14 protein-coding genes are annotated in these 22,734 nt (G+C 42.9%); all 14 read left to right on the top strand.

The features are described 5' to 3' along the window. Positions 1–5: 5 nt before the first annotated feature. The 14 genes from FM037_RS22370 (at position 6) to FM037_RS22305 (ending at position 22,629) form a co-directional block, all read left to right on the top strand. Positions 6–305 (top strand): PAAR domain-containing protein, encoded by a 300-nt coding sequence (locus FM037_RS22370; RefSeq protein ID WP_077754478.1) that lies wholly within the window; start codon positions 6–8, stop codon positions 303–305. Positions 306–321: 16 nt separating this feature from the next. After that, positions 322–741: a GPW/gp25 family protein gene (locus FM037_RS22365; protein ID WP_221937440.1), complete on the top strand. Its 420-nt coding sequence runs from the start codon at positions 322–324 to the stop codon at positions 739–741. Positions 742–758: 17 nt separating this feature from the next. Next, positions 759–4,868, top strand: coding sequence for a baseplate J/gp47 family protein (locus tag FM037_RS22360; protein ID WP_144047819.1), 4,110 nt, complete (start codon positions 759–761; stop codon positions 4,866–4,868). Then, positions 4,861–5,736 (top strand): hypothetical protein, encoded by an 876-nt coding sequence (locus FM037_RS22355; protein ID WP_144047818.1) that lies wholly within the window; start codon positions 4,861–4,863, stop codon positions 5,734–5,736. The genes FM037_RS22360 and FM037_RS22355 overlap by 8 nt, the downstream gene beginning before the upstream one ends. Next, positions 5,726–8,233, top strand: coding sequence for a hypothetical protein (locus FM037_RS22350; protein ID WP_144047817.1), 2,508 nt, complete (start codon positions 5,726–5,728; stop codon positions 8,231–8,233). The genes FM037_RS22355 and FM037_RS22350 overlap by 11 nt, the downstream gene beginning before the upstream one ends. 4 nt (positions 8,234–8,237) lie before the next feature. Beyond that, positions 8,238–13,160, top strand: coding sequence for a contractile injection system tape measure protein (locus tag FM037_RS22345; protein WP_144047816.1), 4,923 nt, complete (start codon positions 8,238–8,240; stop codon positions 13,158–13,160). A 65-nt stretch (positions 13,161–13,225) separates the two neighbouring features. Further along, positions 13,226–14,629, top strand: coding sequence for an ATP-binding protein (locus FM037_RS22340; protein WP_144047815.1), 1,404 nt, complete (start codon positions 13,226–13,228; stop codon positions 14,627–14,629). Continuing rightward, a complete protein-coding gene (locus tag FM037_RS22335; RefSeq protein ID WP_144047814.1) occupies positions 14,629–17,277 on the top strand; it encodes a glycoside hydrolase family 18 protein in 2,649 nt (882 codons plus the stop codon). The genes FM037_RS22340 and FM037_RS22335 overlap by 1 nt, the downstream gene beginning before the upstream one ends. Before the next feature lie 94 nt (positions 17,278–17,371). Then, positions 17,372–17,959, top strand: coding sequence for an eCIS core domain-containing protein (locus FM037_RS22330; protein ID WP_229380984.1), 588 nt, complete (start codon positions 17,372–17,374; stop codon positions 17,957–17,959). A 163-nt stretch (positions 17,960–18,122) separates the two neighbouring features. Beyond that, positions 18,123–19,934 (top strand): eCIS core domain-containing protein, encoded by a 1,812-nt coding sequence (locus tag FM037_RS28890; RefSeq protein WP_221937439.1) that lies wholly within the window; start codon positions 18,123–18,125, stop codon positions 19,932–19,934. Between the two features lie 273 nt (positions 19,935–20,207). Continuing rightward, the gene (locus FM037_RS22320) at positions 20,208–20,510 is read left to right on the top strand and encodes a hypothetical protein (RefSeq protein ID WP_144047813.1); all 303 of its coding nucleotides are present in this window, start codon (positions 20,208–20,210) and stop codon (positions 20,508–20,510) included. Positions 20,511–20,803: 293 nt separating this feature from the next. After that, on the top strand, positions 20,804–21,196 hold the full coding sequence (locus tag FM037_RS22315) for a hypothetical protein (protein ID WP_144047812.1): 393 nt from the start codon (positions 20,804–20,806) through the stop codon (positions 21,194–21,196). 399 nt (positions 21,197–21,595) lie between these two features. Continuing rightward, complete coding sequence (locus FM037_RS22310; protein ID WP_144047811.1) at positions 21,596–22,204, top strand: hypothetical protein; 609 nt, start codon at positions 21,596–21,598, stop codon at positions 22,202–22,204. Next, on the top strand, positions 22,204–22,629 hold the full coding sequence (locus tag FM037_RS22305) for a hypothetical protein (RefSeq protein WP_185976883.1): 426 nt from the start codon (positions 22,204–22,206) through the stop codon (positions 22,627–22,629). Before FM037_RS22310 ends, FM037_RS22305 begins: the two co-directional genes overlap by 1 nt. The last annotated feature ends 105 nt before the right edge of the window (positions 22,630–22,734 follow it).

Raw genomic sequence — 22,734 nt, 5'->3', positions numbered from 1 at the left:
CATAGATGCCACCTGCAGCAAGGATCACTGATATGCATGTTTGCCCTATGGTGACACCTGGACTGCCGCCGATCCCTCATGTCGGTGGTCCGGTTATTGGGCCGGGCGTCCCAACGGTATTGATACAAAAACTGCCCGCAAGTGTAGTTGGTGATAGCTGTGTGTGTGTGGGTCCGCCAGACACAGTGGCAAAAGGGTCGGCAACTGTGATGATCAGTGGCAAACCTGCTGCCAGAATGGGAGATACCACAGTGCATGGAGGCAGTATTGTTCTGGGGGCATTGACGGTAATGATTGGTGGATAGCGAGCAAGGGAGAGTAATGATGAGCATAGAACGATCATTTTTAGGCACTGGATGGTGCTTTCCACCTCAGTTTATGGCAGCAGAAAGATCGGTTGAGATGGTTTCTGCTGAAGAAGATATTGAACAAAGCATACACATCATTTTGTCTACCTCACCGGGAGAGCGAGTGATGGACCCTTTGTTTGGCTGTGGTATCAAAAAAATGGTTTTCGAGGAAATTAATCAGGCCACAATCGCTAAGCTAATGCACTTAATAAGCCGTTCACTGCTTTATTTTGAGCCCAGAATTAATGTCGAGCTGATTGAAATAGGTACTGACAATGCTATGGAAGGGCGCCTTGATATCGACTTGAATTTCACTGTGATCACGACTAATGCAAGGCGTAATATGGTGTATCCATTCTATATTTTGGAGGGAACCTTAGTTGATCTGTAAATCTGCTAGGATGCAATGTGGCAAAAATCATCTTCTTCAGTGTCGTTTGGTCACTCATTATGGAGAATGAAATGACGCGGTTATTGCTTGAAAGCAAACAGGCATTACGCTTGCCTGATGCTCTGGTTGCCGGGCATTTTAATGTTGACGAAATGTCGTTTGAAACCCTGTTAGTGTTTGCTAAACAACTGGCTTCTCAGTTGCATTTTTATGATCACCAAAATAATAAAGCGGGCACATGGGAACCCATGTTTTGTGCCAGTGAGTTGGCAATGATGGCCATGTTGAAAAACATGGATTGTGATCGAATATCTATAGAGTTTGAAGAGGATTTAAAACAGGACCCACAAGCCGCTGTCATCACGATTCTAACCTCGCTTTCAAACATTAATCTCTGGTACCAGCAGTTAAAGCTGTCAGACAGTGAAGCCGCTTTTGAGTTTTGCCTCAAGATATCTTCAGCAGTAGATAAGAAATTACAGCCATGTTTACAGCAGTTGCAAGGGGTTGTAGCGTTTTTAACGCCAGAACAACAACAGATGGCAGAGCAAAAGATAAGACTGTTTGATCCCATATGGGGAGACATTGTTTCTCAATGGCAGCCAAATAGTGCTCGGATGGACACCAACCAGCTGCTCCCGCTGTTACAACAAAACTTTTCTAACGTCATTAATGTGGTTCGGTATCTACAGATGGGGATCGGAGTCTATACCTTAGCGCTAGAGAATCGTTCGGATCATGATCCATCGATGGGTTTGTTTATGGCGTTTTTGAAGATATATCGTCATAGCCAACAAAAGTTAAATCGTTTTACGATGCGACATTTGGATCTCTATTATCGAAAGATATTAAAATTTGAGCCAGCCCCGAGTTCGCCCGAATCAGCATATTTACTGTTTACTCCGACAAAAGGGCTTAGACGGGCAGTACAGATCAGAAAGGGGACAGAGTTTAGCTACGGTAAAGACAGTAATCAGCAAGATGTTATTTTCCACTTAGATGATGACCTCTCGCTTAGCGATGCTCAAGTTAAGTCTGTATTCAACCTTTATCTACATCGTGACCCACTTATTTCTCCTGAAAGCGAGTTGCACTATGTGACTCAGGTGACTCAAAACCAACTCAAGCTTGAAGATAACGCGAATTGTGACTTTACGACTTTTGGTGCTAATGGGCGATTTGGTGGCAAGAGTGCATCGCTAGCCGCGTTAGGTTTTGCCGTCTCAGCGCCGGTGTTAAATTTACGGGAGGGGCATAGAGAGTTAAGTTTAACTATAGCATTGGCAGAACCTCATCCCATTCCATCTCACGCGCTTTACCTGTTAAATACCGCCGACTCAGATGCTGAAAAACGAGATTGCATCTTGGCTATTTTTACCCATTTACTCGAGGCTGAGCCCAGTTTATACGACGGTGAAAACACGGCTGACAACTTGCTTATAAACCTATCAGAAGGACAGCAAGTGGAGATGTTTCTCTGTGCCGAGGAACAACAGAGTTTAATCCATAAAAACTACTTATTATCACTGCTTGTCGAGGCCCCAAATGAAGCACTTTTTTACCGACTATTAGGGCGATTATTTAGTCGGCATACCCTTAATAGAATAGGGCGACATCAACGAAATGCTTGGTTGAGTAAAGCTGATATTCAACAGATAAGCATTAAATCACAAGAGTTTACTGAAACCTCAGGGCTTAAAAGGTTATTACGCTTGTTGAGTCAAGATCAGCTACGCACTTTTTATGAACTGTATGAGAAGATGTTTGATATTAAGCTTTCTACTGAAGAGGGGTGGTTGCAGTCTAAAAACTATCGCATTCAACCTCTGAGTAAAAAGGTGGATGGTGATGAACATGGTGCATATGGTTTTCAATTTATTATTACCTTAACACCAGACTTACCCCCTATAACCCCAATTAACGCTGAGGTTCACGGCAATCAATGGCATTGTGATGAGGGGATGATTCAGTTCGGCATTAAGCCACTGGCAACCTTCTTTCCCTATTCTATTTTTCGCGGTCTTATCTTAAGCGCTATCGACATCGATGTTGATGTAAAAGGGATCACTGACCTGGTGGCCTATAACAATCATGGGAGGGTAGATCCTGCGAAAACATTTGTTCCCTTTGGTGCACAGCCATCACGATATAGCTATCTGGTTTTAGGCAGTGAAGAGATGGCACAAAAGCAAATTGTTGAGTTGGAGATCAATCTTAACTGGAGTGACTTACCTTCTGAACTCGATGGTTTTAAAACTTACTATGCTGGTTATGATTTCCCATTTTGTAATGATACGTTTAAAGGGGAATTAGAGGTCTTAAGAGATGGTAGCTGGCTGAAAGTTAATCCGCAGCAATCGATCACACTTTTTGATGAAAACACCGAAACCAATAGGTTAAAAAGTTTTAAAGTGATTAGATCGGATGTTGCTAATGCGTTTAAACCCGTTGGAGCGAATCTTAAAAAGCAAGCATTCGACTATAATCTTAAAAGTAGAAATGGCTTTATTAAGCTTCAGCTTTCTGAGCCCGATATTGCTTTCGGGCATCAACAATATTCAACCTTGTTGACTAATATTCTCGTTGCCAATGCCCATAGTAAAAAGCCCAAACCATTACCAAACCTGCCCTATACTCCCTCGTTGAGTCGCTTATCTGTTAATTATCGTGCTAATACTGTGATACATCTTCATCCGCAAAATCAGAAAAAGAATCTTCCTCAGCATAGTGTGACCCATATTCACCCCTTTGGCTTCCAGCAAATCTACCCCATCACTAAACATAAGGATCTTGAACTTAAGTACTTGTTTCCTCGATATGCTTTTGACGGCAATTTGTTTATTGGTATTGAGTCATTAACACTGACTGGAATATTGACTCTATTCTTTCATTTCGATGAAAAGGCCAGCCTTAATTCAAGTGATGAGGAAAGCGATGTTCAGTGGTTTTATCTGATTAATAACAATTGGTTACCTTTCTCAAAACGACAAATACTGTCTGACACGACATTTGGCTTAACGACTTCAGGGATCATGACATTTGTTTTGCCTGAAGGGATAAATGTTGAAAACAGTGTGATGCCCAAAGGTTTGTTTTGGCTAAGAGCAAGCGCAAACCAGTCACTGTCTAGCTATGGACGTTGTTTATCGATAACAACACATGCGGGTAAAGCAACACGACAGCTTTCAGGGGAGCTGCAGAGCATTGCTCAGCAAGGCCTTGCTAAATGGAAAACGCTGCATCCGGTGGCAGGACTCGAGAAGGTGACACAAGCTAGGACTCATTTTGATGGTAAGGATCAAGAGAACGATCGTGAGTTTAAGCAGCGAGTCAGCGAACGTCTTAGGCATAAGAATCGGGCGGTGACTTGCTGGGATTATGAGCATTTAATTCTGCAAGAGTTTGCTGAAATTGATCGAGTTAAATGCATTTCAAACTGCATTTTTAACAAACAGGGTAAGCAGCCCGGACATGTTTTAATAATCGTCCGGCCCAAGGTCATTGGCTGTCAGCACCAGTTATGTGATGACTTTAATATCAGTCAAAACCTGCTTAACCGGGTACAGACATTTATCTCATTACATGCGTCCCAATTTGTCAAAATAGATGTCAGGGAGCCAGTATACGAGAGTGTGCAAGTACGCTGCGCAGTTAAGTTTGTACCGGGTATGCATACAGGCCAGATGATCACACAGTTAAACAAAGATATTTGTGATTTTCTCTGCCCTTGGGGTGAGTCGGCCAATAATAGTGGCTTTGGTTGGCAGCTAATAACCCAAGATATTGACTCTTATATACGCCAGCTTAGTTATATTAAATTTGTCACTGAGGTGTCAGCTTTACACATTATCAAGCGGACACAGCAGTCACTGCCCTATTTTCAGCTGACCGATAGCGTAACAGCAGATGCTATTGAAGACCGAGACAGTAATACAGATATAGCCCCTAGCTCGCCTTGGTGCCTGCTGATGCCTTATGGCCACCAAGTCATCGAGTTGATAAGTGAAGAGATCGATCATAAAGCCAAACAAACAGGGATTAATGAATTAGAAGTGGGGGGAAACTTCATTATCGGTGGTGAAGAGGGCACTGAACAGTGTGTAGAAGGAACTCAACAAGATGGCTAAACGTAACAGGAGCACCCTTAAAAACTACTTCAGAAAAGGTGCGCTACCTCAAACTGAGCATTTCTCAGACTTGATTGATTCATGTTTAAACACCTTAGAAGAGGGGTTTGATAAATCGGTTAATGAAGGTTTTAAAATCTCATCATTAGAGGAGAATGCCAACCTTTTAAGCTTTTACCGTGACAGTGAACCAGAGCAAGTGTTGTGGAGTATTAAATTCGATCAGGAGATAGATAGTTTACTGTTTAAAGCCCCTGAGAAACAGATGCTAGCGAGTGGACAAGTCTCGAGTAAGCCAGTTCCTAGTACACTTTGCATATCACCCCATAGCCGGCTTGGTATCAATCAAGATAAACCTATGCATGCTTTAGATGTCAACGGCATGATTAACGCATCTGGCAGACTTGGCAATGCGTTTGAGGAACAAGATGGGCCGGGGACAGTAAAGGCTGATGGACAATGGCACAATATTACTCCGACATTAGAGGGAGTACAGGCTTTTGAAGTGATGGCTGGTGTGGGGATTAAACGTACTGGCCGCTATGCCATGTTACGGGCTATTGCGATGAACACCTGCAACCCCTCTCGATTATGGTTCGATCTATTTAATTGGTTTACCTTTAAAAAGCCGATTAAGTGCCAACATGCCTACTACTCATCTTCGGCGGATAAGCTGGCAATACGTTGGGTTAATGCACCACAAAGTGAAGAGGGCAGTTCGGCCTATCGCCCTTATTATCTGCAGATGAAGTCAAACACAGATTACGGGGAAGGGGTGAATATATGTTTTCACATCACCAAGCTGTGGGCTGACGAATATATGCAAGATAGCCATGAAGCCCAAACTGAGGTGAGCCATGAGCAGTAGTGCAAGTATTCCTAGGCATGTCGCCAACAAAGATCCCTTAAGTTTTTATAGCTTGAGACATGAAGCGATCGAGTATGCACAAGAGTATTCAGGAGAGATCTGGACTGATTATAACGCACATGATCCTGGAGTGACGATTCTTGAACAGCTCTGTTATGGACTAACAGAACTCAATTATCAAACCGATTTTTCTGCTGAAGACCTGTTGGCTCAAGTCGATGGTTCGCTCAATTATAAGCAGTTAGCGTTAGCGTTACCCGAACAGGTGTTACCCGCTAGAGCATGCACTATTGAAGATTATCAGCAGTTGCTTTTAGATTCGATTGATGAGGTTGATAGGGTGTGGATTAGCCCCGTTAGCTCAGGTTACATAGGCCTTTACAATATCGAACTACAGCTGACACCTTTGATGCAGCAGAAATGTCTGTCTCGTCCCTCTTTGGCCAATAAAATCATTGATAAAGCCTCACATATTTATAGTAAAAATAGAAACTTGGCGGAAGATGTTGCCAAGATAGAGATCGTCAATGACAAGGGCTATCAGCTCATCGCTGATATTCACTTGGTGGATCATTGCGATGCAGAGTATGTATTGGCGCAGATCTATTCAGTTTGCCATCGCTGGGTCATGGGTGAACTTAAGATTGAAAGTTATGAAGAACAACTCAATGCGGGTCGAAGTCTTGAGCAGATCTTAACCGGACCCATTGCATTACATGGTCGATATCGGCTCGATACTCTTGATGGAAATCAGGCACAAAGGACATTAGCATCACTCTACTCAGAATTGAGGAGTATCGAAGAGATTGAGGTTATAGATCAGCTTGCATTAGTCGATGTTGGGGATAGTGCGCCAGCGGAGCAGTCGATAGCACAGGTGATAAGAGACAAAACCTGGTTACAGATGCCTGGTGTTGAAGAAGAGCTGCGAGTGAATTTAAAGCGGCACCATCAATCGATCAATGTGCACTTTGAAACGTTTACAACGCATCTTGAGCATAGCCAGTTTAAGCAATATTCGATGCGTCATACTCGTCAAGAAATTAGCAGCCTATATCAAGTGACGCGTGGACATTTTCGTCAAACACAAGACTATCAATCCATCCAGCAACATTTCCCTAGTAGTTACAATTTGAGCGCCAATGGTATTGGCGCGTTTTCCGCTATAAAAGATAAAGCCAATGCGAATCAGCTACGTGGCTATCTGTTGGTGTTTGAGCAGTTGATGGCAAACTTTTCAAAGAATATTGGCAGTATTAAGTCGCTGTTTTCTATTGATCAAAGTTGCAATTCCAGCTATCAGTTTTACACCTTGGACTCACATGAATTTCATGGCATTGAATATATTTATCCAGCGAAAGAACAACAAAAATTTGATGCTATTTTGGCTGAGTTTGACCATTTTCACGATAGAAAGGGACGGGTACTGGATTATCTACTTGCCCTTTATGGTGAAGAGTTAGATCAATCTATTTTGAGACAGTTTAATTTTTATGACAGCCCTAATGCCTTAGAAGCGCAGGTTTTAGAGAGCAAGTATCACTATCTCAATGATGTGGTGGCAATGGGACGTGATAGAGGTGGGGCATTTGATTACCGCTGCTATCGTACATTTGACAGTAATATCGGTGGTTTTCAACATAGATTAAGCTACCACTTAGGTATGCCAATCAATCGATGGCCCTACACAAGCCTAGTGAAGCGCGAGCCATTAGAAATTGTCAGTGATAGTGAGTTTGAACGGGTAAATTATCCATTACACAATCAGGTCATTCTCAATGATGCGATGGAGAAGCAACTGCTGTCGATTCCTCTAATTAAGACTGAAGAGGCGGTCGATAGACACAAAGTCTCCAAGATGGCGTTGCAATTGCAACCTTTGCAGCAAGGCGTGATCGGCGAATCTTTTTTTAAAAAAGGCGTCGATATTAACAACTATAAATTGATAAAAAGAGATCGCACGTCTGTCTACGATCTCTATCTAACGGAGCAAAAACGTAGAGACTTAACCGCAGAGCAACTGCAAGATTCGGTTCAACCTATCTTTATTGGCACAAGTAGTAATACCAACAAGGTGAACCGCTTGGCTAATATCCTGTGCGAGCATTTGGCCTACCTGAATCGGAGCTGCGAGGGCGTCTATGTGGTTGAGCACCTATTATTGCGACCAATGACAATGAGTGCGGCAGATAAGTGTGAATCACAAGAAGATTCTATTTCATGTCAAATCTCGATTATCTTCCCAGGCTTTACTGCGCGTTGTGCCGATCTTGGTTATCGCCAACGAGCACTGAATGTTGTGCAACAACAATGTCCTGCCCATATCTATGCTGAGTGTTTTTGGCTTGATTTTGGTCAGCTTTGTGAGTTTGAGCAGTATTATATGCTGTGGTTAGAGTTAAGGCGAGACGCCTATCAGCCAACTGACGAGTGTCAGCGTAGTGCCGAGGCGTTATTGAATTTACTGCAGGCTTATCGTGACAATGGATCGGAATGATGCCATGGATAACACTCAAATAGCTATGTCACATCTCGCCAAGAAGCACCGAATCGAAACTGCGGTGCTGGATCTGTCTTTTGATGAACAATCGATGGCCGATGGATTTCAGCAGCAAGCACATACTTATGTACTACATACTTTGCTTCCCGCCATAGATCGTGTGTTTGAGCAACATCAACAAGGTTGGGAGATCTGTATCGATAGGTTGGAGATTGATCTTGGCGAGCTTGATGGCCGTGATTATCTTAGCCAACTTGAAACCAAGTTAGTTGCCGCATTGTCAGAAAAAATGATGGAGCTCAATAGCAGCAGTTCTGGTTTGGCAGTGGTCACGTCGAGTGAGCAGCCAGACGGCATCATTAAGGAGATTAGTTTTCGTAAGTTGAGCTCAGAAGAGAGCGATTGGCAGCAATTATGCTATTTTTTGAATCGTGGTCAACTACCTTGGAGTAGTCCGTTTGCGACGGGGAAACTCACATCACAGGGGTGGCAAGATTGGCTAGTGGTTACATTATTTAAAAATATTAAGCCGCTCACGACTCTGTTGAATCGTTCTCCCTATTTAGACAGCTTACTCAGTCGCTTGGTTTTGCAATTATCGATTGAAAAGAGTATCGAGTTGATTTTAAAGCTTGCTCAACCATCGCGAATAAAACAGGTACGTTATCTATTCAAATTAATGTTCAACTATGGCGATGATGCCGCAAGTTCTGCATTAGAAAAACGACTTTATGCTAACGGAGCCTTATTAAATTCGGCAACGAATAATGAGAAGTTATTTTTTATTCGCGCATTGTTTAAAGCACTATTGACGGGAAGTACCAGGCAGTCTGCGGATGCTGTAGAGCCCATCAATGAATGGTTTCCAGCATTAGTGGATATTGGTCAACGCTATCTTTCTGATGAGCTTAAACCTGAGTTTTCTGCACAATTTAACGATACTAATTATCAAAAACAGCAGGACAAGAGCAGTCGAACCTTGCTCGTTTCTGCACTTCTTATCAAGGCTATTCTCAGTGGCGATATTGATCAACTTCAATCAGTATGGCACTTAGCGGTAGGGGAATACCGCACAGAATTTCTCAAACTAGTTATACATCTAGGTCAACAGGCCGAGGTTCGATATCGTTTATCGAAAGCCTTAAGTGAGTCGATGTGGCAGCAGCTATTGGAGTTAATTGAGCCTACAGAAAGCGACTTTATCCGCAGGATCTCTTTATTGTTCAAGCCAGTTAAAGAGCGTGCTGTGGATATGTCATCAGCATCTGTTAAAACACTGAGCGACAGTCAGAGTAAGCAGCAATTTTGGTTGTTTACGTTAACCTACTTGCTGGTTGAGCGAGGTAGTCAGTTTAATCGTAAATCCTACCTGCAGAGCATGCTCCGTCAAAATGCATCTCATCACAATATCAGCCAGATGCAACTGCATCAATTATTGCTTCAAACTCTTGAGTCACTTCCAATGGAGTCTGCGCTTAAGCGCAATATGCATGTTCTGTTGAGTCAATTACAGGGTGAGTTGGCAGATCATAATCTTGATGAAAAGCTAAAAGTTGCAAGTCATGAGGTTAAGCTTACTGCGGAACAAATCGCACTTGAAGATATCGCGACCGCTTTGAATTTAGGGCGTTACGATCGGCTTAAGTTGCATTGGAGCCATTATGTGTCTGCTTATCCTGATGCGCTGATCACCAGTTTGTATCTCTACGGCCATCAACCCATCTGTGTGACTGCAATCGTGACTCATTTTACCCTTACCATGCTCAGAGACACGCTTGGACTGCTGGCACCTAAAGAACGGCAATTTATCCAGCCTCTAATAGAGCAAACTCCCTTGCAGTTAAAAAAAGTAGAGATGGCTAAGCCAATAGAGCAACGGGAATTAACTAAGCAACTTTGGGAATTCACCTTTAGTTACTTACTGGTTGAAAGGGGCTCCAACTTTAATAATTTAAGTTATTTGGGCTATATCACTCACAAAATAGCTGCGCATAACAACCTAGACCATCAAGAGTTTGTTCATCATCTTGCCAGTGCTTTTTACTCGTTAGAAGCGCCTTCCGAGATGCAAAAGCAGCTGCTACTGTTATTAGCTGAATTATTACTGGAACCTGTAATAAACCTAAAACAAACAGAGTCCTCTTCATCGTCTGTAGAGCTTGCTCAAGCGCCGGTTAACATCACAGACAAAACCCGTCAGCAGTATCGTCAGTTTATACTGGCCCTAACCGCTGGGGACGCAACTCGCATAGAACAGGTCATTAAAGATTTAGATAATAGTGATCGCGCATTCGTGATCCGTGTCTTGCATTACTTTTTGAAACCAGCTAATCGTTATACGTCACCTCAAGGCTTAATGACTCGCGCGCAAGATGCAATCGATCGCTACCTGTTAGCATTGCCTAGGTCAATACTAACTGCACTGCTGCAGTTGTTATACCCGACGAGCCAGCAATGGCTTGGTTCTTTGGTTAACTCCCACTCTATTTTGTGTGTTGGGCTGCCTTCGCTCAATACATTCAAGGCATTCGATGGGAATGGGGGCATCCCATCTTTACAACCGCTTATAAGCTCAATGTCACTGCGACGAGTGATGACATTCTCAAAACAACTGCAACGACATATTTGGCGTGAGATCTGGCAATCGATAGGACACTCAATAAAAGAAGAAGCCGCTTCAGGAACTGAAATTTCTGAGCTTTCTGAGCAACTCATTATGCGGGTTTTCTCCCGTGTAGCAGAATTTAGAAACTGTACGCTAACTGCATTGTTGCAGGCCATTGAGCTGGAGCATCAGATTAATGGCGTTGGCGGATATCTCTCTGAACTCGTGACACGGCAACTCAAATTAATCTTAAAGGACAATGACTCAAGAGCGGGTATTCAGCAGCGATATAAACAAGCGAGTAGCAATATTGAAATCGACAGTTATCTCGATGTTGATGCGCTAAGCGCTGAATCTCAGCTACAGCAGTTGGAGCATTATCAAAGGATCTCTACGGGTTTAACGCTTGTCAGCCAGCATATTTTCTTTGCTGTTAATCACGCTAAACAGATGCCAGAACATGAGCTGAAAGTGAAACTTCAGCAAGTTATATATTGGCTGGCGGAGTTATTTCAACAGGAGCCCGTCGCAGCATTGAGTTGGTTAAAACGGGTGATGTTCGGCTCATTTCAGTGGCAGCATATTTGGCGTGCTTTGGCTGATATTCACCTTGACGAGTTATTCGATAGCTTGAGACAAATCCTGCCTGTGACGAGCGTGAATATGCTCCTTTCTGAACTGCGGCAGCACATTGGTCTCTCAGTTGGCTTTAATCAAATTTATCGTTTCAGTTACACGTTAACCCAGCAATCTGAGCGGTCACATCATCTGCCTGTGGCACTCGCTAATGATGTTTTACTGGTGAATGACGTTCCCTGTTATTCGAGTCGAAATACCAAAGAGCGGGTAGGGCTTGCATCTAATACCAAGCATGTGGCCAAGAGTGTCATACCCCAGCCGACAGCAGATAAAGTGGCTGCTATTTCTAATCAGACCGGGACTAAACGGGCCGTGTCTAATCAGGCCGAGAGAGGTCCGGCTAGAATGAAGCCGTCAGTAATAGCCTCTCACCAATCACCCCCTAAACTCGTTAACCTCGAGGCAGGTAAATCCGTGATAGCTGAACAAGCTATAGAGGTTTTGAGCACTGAATTTGAGTCGCTATTGGTAAAGTTATCGCAAGCCAATTCGCACCATATCTCTGCAATTTTGTTATCTCGTTTTTATCCTTGCCTGAAAGCCTTGATGACCTCAGATGCGGCAACTTTGAAAATTCTACTGCTTAACTACCTCTCTTCAAACGAGGTGGCTAAGCTGGTGTTCAAGCATCGTCCCGCTACTGAGTGTCATGAGCTGCTGATCCTACTGTTTTCAACGCGATATCTCTCATTGCAGAAGATTATCGACCTATTGGCCCTAGTCAGCGGCAGCATTAGAGCAGCGACCCTTGACCCGCTACCTCAGTGCTTGTTTATTATTGATTATTTACTGCATCATCGTCAGGTTAATTTTAGTGATGTTGTGACTGCCTACCTCACCATGCTGTATGACAGTAGGGCTTCTGTTTCGGTCATTTTTAGTGCTAACAATCGGTTTAGTTCAAGAGAACTGTTTTTTACGCAGATTGTTAGAGAGCTTAAAGCTGCATCCAGTACCAATTTAGCTCCCGCTCAGATAAAGCAATGCATCAAGATAATTGAATTTCAGAATACTAAAAAAAGCTCTGTCTCAAAGCCAAACCAGCGAGTGGTAACCAATAAAAATCAAAGTAAACCTTTATCCGATAAGACGCAAAAACAGCTCACCTTAGTAGAATTAGAGCGCCTTATCTATGGATTATCAGCACAAAACACAGCAGAAGATTTAGAGACCGAAGGCGATGAAATTCATATTGCGAATGCGGGTGTAGTGCTTGCTTCGCCATACATATCTAGACTTTTTAGCATGTTAGCTTATACCGAGTCGGGTCAGTTTATTGATGAACAAGCACAAGAGCGTGGCGCACAGTTATTGCAGTATATGGTCACAGGCCAGAGTGAAGCCGGGGAGTATCAGTTGACGCTTAACAAGCTGCTGTGTGGCATAAAAACAGCGAAACCACTTCGTTATAGCATTGAGCTGTCAGATCAAGAGAAAGAGACCGCAGATGGTTTACTGGTCGGGATCATCGATAACTGGAAAACACTAGGTCAAACGACACCAGAGGGATTAAGAGAGACATTTTTACAGCGAGATGGCGTGCTTTATCGAGAGAAAGAGGCGTGGAAATTACAGATCCAAACTAATGCGTTTGACATGTTACTTGATAGCTTGCCATGGAGTTTTTCGGTGATCAAGTTTCCCTGGATGGAACGAGTGTTACATGTTGAATGGCGATGAGTTCATTGCTAAAACCTGAGTGTAATGAAAAGGATGAAAGGATGAAAGGATGAAAGGATGAAAGGATGAAAGGATTACAGGTTGTGACGACCAGTGAAGTTGAAGATCAAGCCTTAAGCACCTCGAGTCACATCGAGGCCAATGCGGCGACTTTACAGCGAGAACTGGATTGGTTTTCTCAGGTGCTGGATTTAAGAGTTAAACTCTATTTTCAGCAAGAGAGTGAGCTAACGAGTATTGAGCAAGTATTGATCCCAGAACTTTGTTTTGATCATTCTCACTATGCGCTATGGGTTAAGAAACATCTAACAACAATGGAAGAGCGTCTGGTGCTGGTTATGGCAATGATCCCCCATATCAAGCCGCAGCTGTTCGATACGTTTTTTATCCGTAACAGTAATTTTGATCGTGCTTATACCGAGTTTGGCGGCAAGCAGGGGCAAACCCACAGCGGTTTTCTCCCTACCTGTGAGACCGCCGCATTTGTAGTTTCTGGCGAGGATTTGACTAGTCGGTTCAACATAGCTGCCCTGTTCGAAGTACCACATCCATTTCTAACTCAAAATGTGCTCAGCCTTAACACCCCTAGCGAAGGGGAGCCATTCTTTAGTAGTGCTTTCTCAATACAGGTCGAGTATCTAAACCTGTTCACCACAGGGGTGACGGAGAAACTCGATTACTCCAATCAGTTTCCAGCCAAATTGATCACCAGTGAGCTAGATTGGAGCGATCTGGTATTAGCGCATGAAGTCATGTCGGAGATAGACAAGATCAGAACTTGGATTAAACATTCAGCTCAGATCTTAGATGAGTGGGGGTTATCTAAATCATTAAAGCCTGGCTATCGTAGTTTGTTTTATGGACCTCCAGGTACAGGTAAAACACTGACGGCAACCTTGATAGGCGCCGAATTGGGCTTGGATGTATATCGTATCGATCTCTCTTCTATGGTCTCTAAATATATTGGGGAAACAGAGAAAAATTTGGCAAACTTGTTTGATCAAGCATGCAATAAGCGTTGGATCCTATTCTTTGATGAAGCGGACGCCCTGTTTGGATCGAGAACTCAGTCGGGAGGCGCCAATGAGCGTCATGCTAATCAAGAGATAGCATATTTGCTGCAACGTATTGAAGATTTTCCCGGCATTGTGATTCTGGCAACTAACCTGAGAGCGAATATTGATGATGCCTTTTCAAGGCGTTTTCAATCACTGATTTATTTTCCTATGCCAGATGCTGAACAACGTTATCAGCTATGGCTCAATATGTTTAATGGACACTATCCTGAGGGGGAGACCGATTCATTACGTGATATAGCAGAAAAGCATGAACTTGCAGGAGGTGCGATAGCCAATGTGATCCGTTATGCAGCGATTTCGGCAGTTCAGTCTGGCTATGAAAAAATCGATCACCACGATCTTTGCATAGGTATTGCCAAGGAGTTACGCAAAGAGGGAAGGACAATTTGATGAATATTGGTCGCTTTCTTTATAGGCTTAATGGATTACGCTTGCTCCCTCTAGTCATGATTTCACTGCTGTTCTGTGGGCTGAGTCAGGCTTCACCGTCGAGTCAATTATGTCAGTCGCAGATAGATAAAACGAAACATGACCCTATATTAAAAAGCAGAATATTCGGCGATCTGGTGCAGAGTAACTTAGCGGTTATCTATAAAGATAATGCCCCCTACCAAGCTGATTTTAAGAGCCCAGGCGAACTACTCTCTGACGGTAAAGTCGGGCGAATAACCGATAAGTGGCTTGGATATTTCTGTGATGAGTTTAATCAAGCCAGCAAGGAGAGTAGTAACAGTGACTTTGTCGCTAACATGCTAAGTTCGTTAGTGACTGTGGCGCAGCTCACCGATAATTACTCGTTATGGCGGCAAGCGTTAGCCAGTGATGAGTTTCAGTTATGGCTCTCACAGCAGATCAAACTCAAACTTATCAGTGAGCCGACCTGTTCTGGCTTGCCAGCTTGCTACGGTACACCGATTCAGTTGCACAGCATTTTCGATAAATATTATCTACAGGAGCAGGAACAAGTTGTAGCCGATCCTAGTTACTACACTCCACCGGTAAAGATTGAGGACAATTATTATCTATTGGATAGTAATGATATTGAAACCTTAACCTCTTGGAGTGAGCAGGGGGGCCTATTACAGGCCGCGACCACAAAAACCTTTAAGACTGACAGTGATATAGGTGCAGTACTTACTCCTATCTTAACGAGTTTAATTGGCGATCTAGGTAGTGACACTATGGAGAGTGAATTAGCTCTGTTAGTCACCGTTACTCCAGCCCAGTATAAAGTGACTAAAACAAAAGATAGTGCAACAGACACTAAGTCTACAGATACTAAGTCTGTAGAAAACCAAGTTGAAACTAAAGCTGCAGATAAAAGTTCTGCTGAGTCGTCGGTGCAGCCTGCTAGCGTTACAACTAAGCAGCTTGTGAAACCTGCTAGCTATGCCGTGAACAGTGAAGCCATTACCCAGCTTTATCAGCGCTACTCAATTGTTAGCCTTTCGTCTGATCAGCTTAAGTTACTGACGCCGCTGGCTGATCAAAGCTTTGCCAACCTTTATCTGTTTCAAGTTGCGTTAAAGGATCTTTTACTAGCAAATTCAGCCAGTACACAGCTCAAAAGCCAAGGGCTTAGCGACCTCTATCAAGTCGCTAAAAAGCAGGGGAAGGTGCCAACTGAGGTCAACAACCCACTGCAATGGAATGCTACACCTGGCTGTGGTTGTGCAGACAATATCGCATTAGAGGGGCTCAATACCCGTTTCTATTACGGGTTCTATCAATACTGGCAAGAAAATGAGCTGACTATCGATTACAGCAAGTTGACACGCCTAGCCTACTTTTCGGCATCGATTCAGGGTAACAAGGTGACGACTCCGCCAAATTGGCAAGCCGATAAGCCCAATTCGCAGTTTATTGTGAATGCTCATAACCATAGAGTGAAGGTTGATCTGGTGTTCTCAAATGGTCAATTACAGTCATCAGGGGAGGAGGTATCGATACTTTTTAATGATGATCTTATCGACCAGATTGTCACGACGGTGAAAACTCCGTTAAGGGGTTATGCCATTAATAAGTTTAAACCCATCATGAGTTTAGGGACAAGTCCCAAAAGAACCATGGCTGACGGTGTAACCTTGAACCTAGACCTGAGGTCACTTAAAACCGTGGCCGATTTTGAGATGTTTATCCGCTTTATTAAAAAGTTAAAGCAGCAGTTATATCTATCTGAAAAGACAGATATGGCAGGGATTGAAGATCCTTACTATCTCAACATATTGGTGCCAGCCTACGACCTCATCGATAACAGTTCTAGCTTTTACACGATTGATAATCTTAATCGTATTGAGCCTTATATCAATCTGTTTATCATGAATTTCGACTCCTTAGCCATAAGTGAGCAGCAATCTATTAATGAGCAAGCTATTGATAATAAAGGGGTAAGCGAGCTAGTGGCAGAGTCTGGTTCAGTTAATAGCAATGAGCAGGTTTCAAGCTCGACAACCTATAAAGTCAGCTTGTTGAAAGAGCTAAGAACTCAGTTAGGTGATAAGCAATACTCTGATATAGCAGGAAAAATATTCAATAAAACGATCCCGTTGATTAATGTTGACGATAAGTTTCAGGAGCTAGAGCAAGTTTTAAATTACAGTAAATGGAGCTATTTAGGCGCTGCATTTTGGTCTTACCCACTCTCATCTGAGGTGTCTGAATTGATCAACAGCACTTACTTTGTCTCTGAAGAGGTTGAGTTCTCAGCGCTGGTTCCTGCGGTAACGCTTGCCACAAAAGTGTGTAACACCCTTTGTCCATTACGATGGCAATTGCGAGTGGTTATTTATTGTCTTATCGGATTAGTGCTTATTTACGCGGTAGCGTCTATCTGGGCATTTAGGTTAAGACAACTGTTTAGTCGCTGGTACTTCCTATTATTTATGTTAGCCAGTGCAATGTTCATCATGTTGGTGTTTAGCTGTGATCCCTATTGGAAGGAGCAGCAGCAGCTGTTTATTTTTATTTTTGTATTAATCGTCTTCGCGGCAAATGTTATTAGGCAGAGAGAGAAAAATAATCGTAGCAACTTGCCATAGTTATATTAAGTGTATTGAGTCATAGGTAAGGCCGTCTTAATGCAATAGGTAGCTAGATTACCTGTAAACCGAATGATTAAGAGAGGGAGTTTTGATGTCAGTAAAGCAAGAGATAGAGCAGGAGCAAACTGCACAAGCTAAAAAAGTGTCCCATCAGCAAGTTGATAATAATCGGACTTTACAAGCAAAAACTCGGCTGACTATGCAGGATAACCGCGACACTAGTCATCAAATAAAGCAGCTGAAAGCCGCGCTTGATGAGGAGGAGTTATCCCAACATAAATCGGTAACAGCCTCCCATCCTATCAATGCAAATCGTAATGCCAGCAGCCCTGTAAAAAATGCAGAGACGACGCTGCAAGCCAAGAATAATACTGGCTTACCCGATAATCTTAAATCGGGCATGGAAAACTTATCTGGCATGAGCCTCAATCATGTGAAAGTGCACTACAACTCGCCCCAACCTGCTGCGGTGCAAGCTCATGCTTTTGCCCAAGGCAGTGATATCCATGTTGGCAGTGGTCAAGAGAAACATCTGCCCCATGAACTCGGACACGTGGTGCAGCAGGCACAGGGACGGGTGAAACCGACGACGTCGGTAGCAGGTATGCCAGTGAATGACAGCAGCAGTCTGGAGAATGAAGCCACTGTGATGGGGGATAGAGCACTTCGTGGTGGATAAGAGGTAAGAATAAGGTGATGACCTAAATGTAGGTACATAAATTTGTAGGAGTTATTAGGCAATGGAATGAAAGCCTATTAGGGCAGGACGCCCTGTATGTAGAAAACGCAGGAGCAGTTTTCTTGTAACAATCGGTAAAACCAATTTAAAAAAGGTTTGAGATATGTATGAACAAATAGAGAAACCAAAAGAGAATAAAAGTAGGGCGGTTGCTAATTCGGTTGCTCAAAAGAAAAGTAATGTGAAGAAAGGTTTTAGGTTTGTGGATAATCGACCAGAGTTTATTGCTCAAAGAAAAGTACAGGGAATGGTACAAAATCATATTGAACAACTAGAATCCCTTATTCAAAGAAATAATACTGGTCTCCCCGATAATTTAAAATCTGGCATGGAAAGCTTATCAGGCATGAGTTTAGATCATGTCAAAGTTCATCGGAATTCTTCTAAACCGGCAGCAGTGCAAGCTCATGCGTACGCCCAAGGCAGCGATATTCATTTAGCCAGTGGACAAGAAAAACATTTACCTCACGAATTAGGTCACGTGGTACAACAAGCCCAAGGTAGGGTTAAGCCGACCACGACTGTTGGAGGCATGTCAGTGAATGATAATGCCGGACTGGAGAGTGAGGCGACCGTTATGGGAAACAAAGCGCTACAAATGAAAACAGATTCAAGCGCTATCAAGCAAAGGCAAGTAACCCATTCAGATAATAGCGAGGTCTCAAACCAAACGTTAATACAGCGTGCCGAAGTTAAAACATTTGGCGGCACATACAAAACAAATGGATACGATTTAACATTTCATGCCCCCAGAGAAGGGGGAGATAAGGGTGTTGGCTGCTCAATGAATCTTGAATTTAAAGCAAATGATGCGGTTGACTGTGCCCAAATTGGCCTAACACAAACCACAACCCCCACCGTTAAAAAAGGGGGCAATAGTCATGAAACGTATGCCGCAGCAAGAGGGGTGGCTAGGGCAACAGAAGATAATGTTGAAGGCGACTTAGTAGATACTGCCCGCTACCTAGACAGAACCGATAAAAATGTTCACCCTGTGTTTGGTGCGCAAAATCCATTAAATGCCCCAGACTTAATTCCAGAATCTTTTCACAGTGACCCCGATGATAAACTGGGCGCTCATACGCTTAATGAAATAGGGGCCGTCACGAGTGATGAGGCGGCCGCCTTGCTTGATACTCCGGGTAGGGATTGGAGGCAAGATTGGACTGTTATACAGTCGTTTGAAACAAGCGCGCTATGCTTAAGCGGCCCCATGAAAGGCGATTACCTTGGCAGTGTAGAATGGGGTTATAAATATGGGCCACAAGATCAAGGGGCGGTTATACCCTTAACAAAAATAAGTGACGCAATGCCAAGCGAAAAATTTTTAGAGGCTGTTGTTAATTGGAATAACACCAAAATCCCGCAGCAGTATGGGGCCGATAAAGATACCGTGCCGCTCCCTGAAAATGAACGCTTGAGAACCAATGACGCACTCTCATTGCCGCACCGTAAACATATGTTAGATGAGATCAGTACGCTGTCTCAACATTCCGTGCTTAACCTTTTACAAGGGGCTGACTTTTCTAAGCATTCAAAACAATTATTGTTAAATAGACTGTACAGCCTCATGTCGGTTAGTTCATTGGTGTTTACTCAAAGCTGGTTAGCGGCTTACGAACAAAGGGGAAACATTAGAGGCCTATTAGAAACATTACGTGATGAATACGCCAAAAAAGAAGCATGGAACTCGGCTACTTGGTCGCTAGATGATTCTGTGCGCGAGGCTATTGGGAAAGAGACTCCCGCCATAGCAACAGCCAACGACTTGACTCAATTATTGCTACCAAGTGCTGTGAATAGTTTGGTGTTCTTTTGTCTCAACCCTAGTTTTAATGGCGCAACACAGATTAATGACAATGTTCATTTTGATGTGCCATCTTGTTTTCTTAATGCTACTGCATTAGGTCTTTAAATACTTAATACCTTGTTCGCTTATTCTTGATGGAGGCACCACCCTTAAGGGTCTGACCCTTTTGTAGAGCATCACCGGTAGGTTGAAGTCTTTAAAACAAGCCTTTGTAACGCGGGTGGAGGAAAAATTATCTAAAAAATAAAGCCATCAAGTTGCACTTAGAAAGCCCATAACAAAACCTAAAAGCCATTGAAAAAGCTTTTAGCCCAATTGTTATAGGCAATGAAGAAAGCCTATAACATCGAATAAAAACAATTTAGAAAGGGTTTAGATATGTATGAACAAGTAGAAAAGCCAAAAGGAAATAAAAGTAAAGCAGCTGCTAATTCTGTGGCTCAGAAGAAAGGTAGTGTGAAACAGGGTTTTGGGTTTGTGGATAATCGCCCTGGAATAATTGAAGCAAGTGAAAAAATGACTACCAATCCTGATAATCTGAACAGTACAACTCACACACAGATGAACCAACCACCTGCTGACATAAAACAATTGAAACGCAAAGTAGACGGGGAACTGTCGTTTATACTAATAATCTTAGATACGCTCAAAAATATAACTCGAAAGGTATTCTATTTGTAAACAACGAATTAAACCCAACCCCGCCAGCACCCGCTGATCTGTTTATGCAGGACAACGACAAAACTCTTAACGTAACTTTAAATGGGACACCACATACGTTCAACGGGTACAAGTCTAAAATTTCCTTAGATACAACAACTGGGGAACATCAACATAAGAATGACTGCCTAGAATTAGCAAACACCTTAAGCTCTAACAAACCCAGAAACAAACCGCAGGAGGTAAACTACCACTACCAACCAGACACGGCTTACGACGAACTAACTGCGAGGCCCAAACATAAGAAAGCGAATATGTCAGTAGGTGATTCGTACCATGTCGTGAAAAGACCAATAAAAGAAGGTGACACTAGGCCGAACAAGAAGGATGAGCCTGTCTGTGCCTATCACGCTGCCACTGTCGTGGCCACAGACGGGGGCGACAGAATAACTTGTGAGGCCAATGCGGGGGACGACACGCAGAAGGTGCCTGCGTTCTACATATACGGTAGCTGGAACAAAATCGACACCTTAACCGAACACGCACAACCAGGTGCACTCGATACCATCAACCTGAACAACGCGTCGGCAAAAAAGAAATACAAGGACGATGAAACTTTCGGAACTAGTGATTTCAGGGAGGCTTACTACGAGTATTACAGAAATAGTAAAGGTGATGCACCTACCCTGAATAAGCATAAACAATAAATACGGTCGGACTAACAGTGAACCAGGTTTAACACCAACGAAGAGGGCATTATATGTGGGATAAATGACCCTTTCAAAATCATTCTACGCCGGAACCATTGTAGTGTTTTTAATGCGATATGCAGCTAAGCTCAAACGGAAAAAAATTTGAAAAAAACAAAAAATTACAGCGTAGGTAGAAACTACGCTGAGCGTTGTTGCTGAAAAAAAGAACCAGAACCTATAACAAAACCTAAAAATCATTAAAACGTCTTTTAGCCCAATTGTTATAAGGTCATAGCTTCCTAAATGACCTGTCATAAACTACATCCCTGTAGCGATCGGTAATTGCTCCTGCATTACTCTAATAAGCTACATCCTTGTAGCGATCGGTAAAACTAACTTAAAAGGATTTGAGATATGTATGAAAAGATAGAAAGCCCGAAAGAGAATAAAAGTCGGTCGGTTGCTAAATCAGTTGCTCAGAAGAAACATAACGGGAAGCAAAAATTTGGGTTTATGGATAATCGACCTGAAGGTAAACAAGCTGCTCAATTGCAGGGAATGATAAGCGATCATCAACACAATCAAATAAAAAGTGTGAGTATTGGAGGTGATGTTACGCAGCGTTTGGCTATGAAATATGGTAATAGTGCGCCGATCCCTCAAGATGCGCAAAAAATTGCCGATGGTCAAAACGGAACAAGAGGAGAGGATATTGCTGTACAAACTATTCCGGGGGCGGTGCCTGAAAATGTGTACGATGCAATGGGGGACAATGAGAAGGTGTATATCGTAGCCCATGGTCGTGCCCCATTGGGTAGTGAACCCGCTATATTACAAGACGGGAATGGGGGGACTCTGTCTGGCTCTCATGTTGCTAGTATTATTAATAACCTCAAGACTGGTTTATCCGGTAAGAATAAGACGATTGGTACGGTAAAAATAGAAGCTTGTATGTCATCATTAAGTCGTAAGACAGAAAGAGGATTTTGGGGGAAACCTTTGTTACAGCTAAGCCTTCTTTGATGACAGATATAAAGACGAGTTTAGCTAGTACCTATAATGTGGATGGTATAACGGTTCAAGGAAATCTAGGGTTTTCCACTGGAAATGAATTTGAAGACGGTGGCGTAAAGAATTTATCGCCCAAAAATACAGAAGTTGGACTACTTGCTGCGGTTCTAGAAACTTTATACGCTGTTTCAGCAAAGGATTGGAATACAGATCCTAATAAGGCATTGAAAAAGGACGGGATCAACATTGTGAAAAAGTATGGTACCGCATTGGCCGCTTTTGATCGCGATTCTCAGGTTAGTCAGCTCATTTCTACCAGTACTGCTGTTTTGGTTAATTCATACTTAAATGCAAATACGAAATCAAATACCTTAAATGGGGATGTCATTAATGTAGTGAGCTTATTAAATGGTTATGTTCGTAAAGATCCTGATTAAGTTTTTTGTAAGAGAAAAACTCTAATTCTAGCCCATAACAAAACCTAAGAATCATTTAAACGATTTTTAGGTCCCTGTAGCAGTTGCTACAAGGTAATTGCTCCT

The sequence above is a fragment of the Shewanella psychropiezotolerans genome, assembly GCF_007197555.1.
In the GTDB taxonomy this organism is placed as follows: Bacteria; Pseudomonadota; Gammaproteobacteria; order Enterobacterales; family Shewanellaceae; genus Shewanella; species Shewanella psychropiezotolerans.
This window is presented reverse-complemented; position numbering and strand designations above follow the sequence as displayed.

Coding starts and splice junctions, on each gene's coding strand:
- FM037_RS22365 (WP_221937440.1), top strand. CDS start 322: ATGATGAGCATAGAACGATCATTTTTAGGCACTGGATGGTGCTTTCCA.
- FM037_RS22320 (WP_144047813.1), top strand. CDS start 20,208: ATGTATGAACAAGTAGAAAAGCCAAAAGGAAATAAAAGTAAAGCAGCT.
- FM037_RS22355 (WP_144047818.1), top strand. CDS start 4,861: ATGGCTAAACGTAACAGGAGCACCCTTAAAAACTACTTCAGAAAAGGT.
- FM037_RS22315 (WP_144047812.1), top strand. CDS start 20,804: ATGTCAGTAGGTGATTCGTACCATGTCGTGAAAAGACCAATAAAAGAA.
- FM037_RS22350 (WP_144047817.1), top strand. CDS start 5,726: ATGAGCAGTAGTGCAAGTATTCCTAGGCATGTCGCCAACAAAGATCCC.
- FM037_RS28890 (WP_221937439.1), top strand. CDS start 18,123: ATGTATGAACAAATAGAGAAACCAAAAGAGAATAAAAGTAGGGCGGTT.
- FM037_RS22335 (WP_144047814.1), top strand. CDS start 14,629: ATGAATATTGGTCGCTTTCTTTATAGGCTTAATGGATTACGCTTGCTC.
- FM037_RS22370 (WP_077754478.1), top strand. CDS start 6: ATGCCACCTGCAGCAAGGATCACTGATATGCATGTTTGCCCTATGGTG.
- FM037_RS22340 (WP_144047815.1), top strand. CDS start 13,226: ATGAAAGGATTACAGGTTGTGACGACCAGTGAAGTTGAAGATCAAGCC.
- FM037_RS22330 (WP_229380984.1), top strand. CDS start 17,372: ATGTCAGTAAAGCAAGAGATAGAGCAGGAGCAAACTGCACAAGCTAAA.
- FM037_RS22310 (WP_144047811.1), top strand. CDS start 21,596: ATGTATGAAAAGATAGAAAGCCCGAAAGAGAATAAAAGTCGGTCGGTT.
- FM037_RS22305 (WP_185976883.1), top strand. CDS start 22,204: ATGACAGATATAAAGACGAGTTTAGCTAGTACCTATAATGTGGATGGT.
- FM037_RS22345 (WP_144047816.1), top strand. CDS start 8,238: ATGGATAACACTCAAATAGCTATGTCACATCTCGCCAAGAAGCACCGA.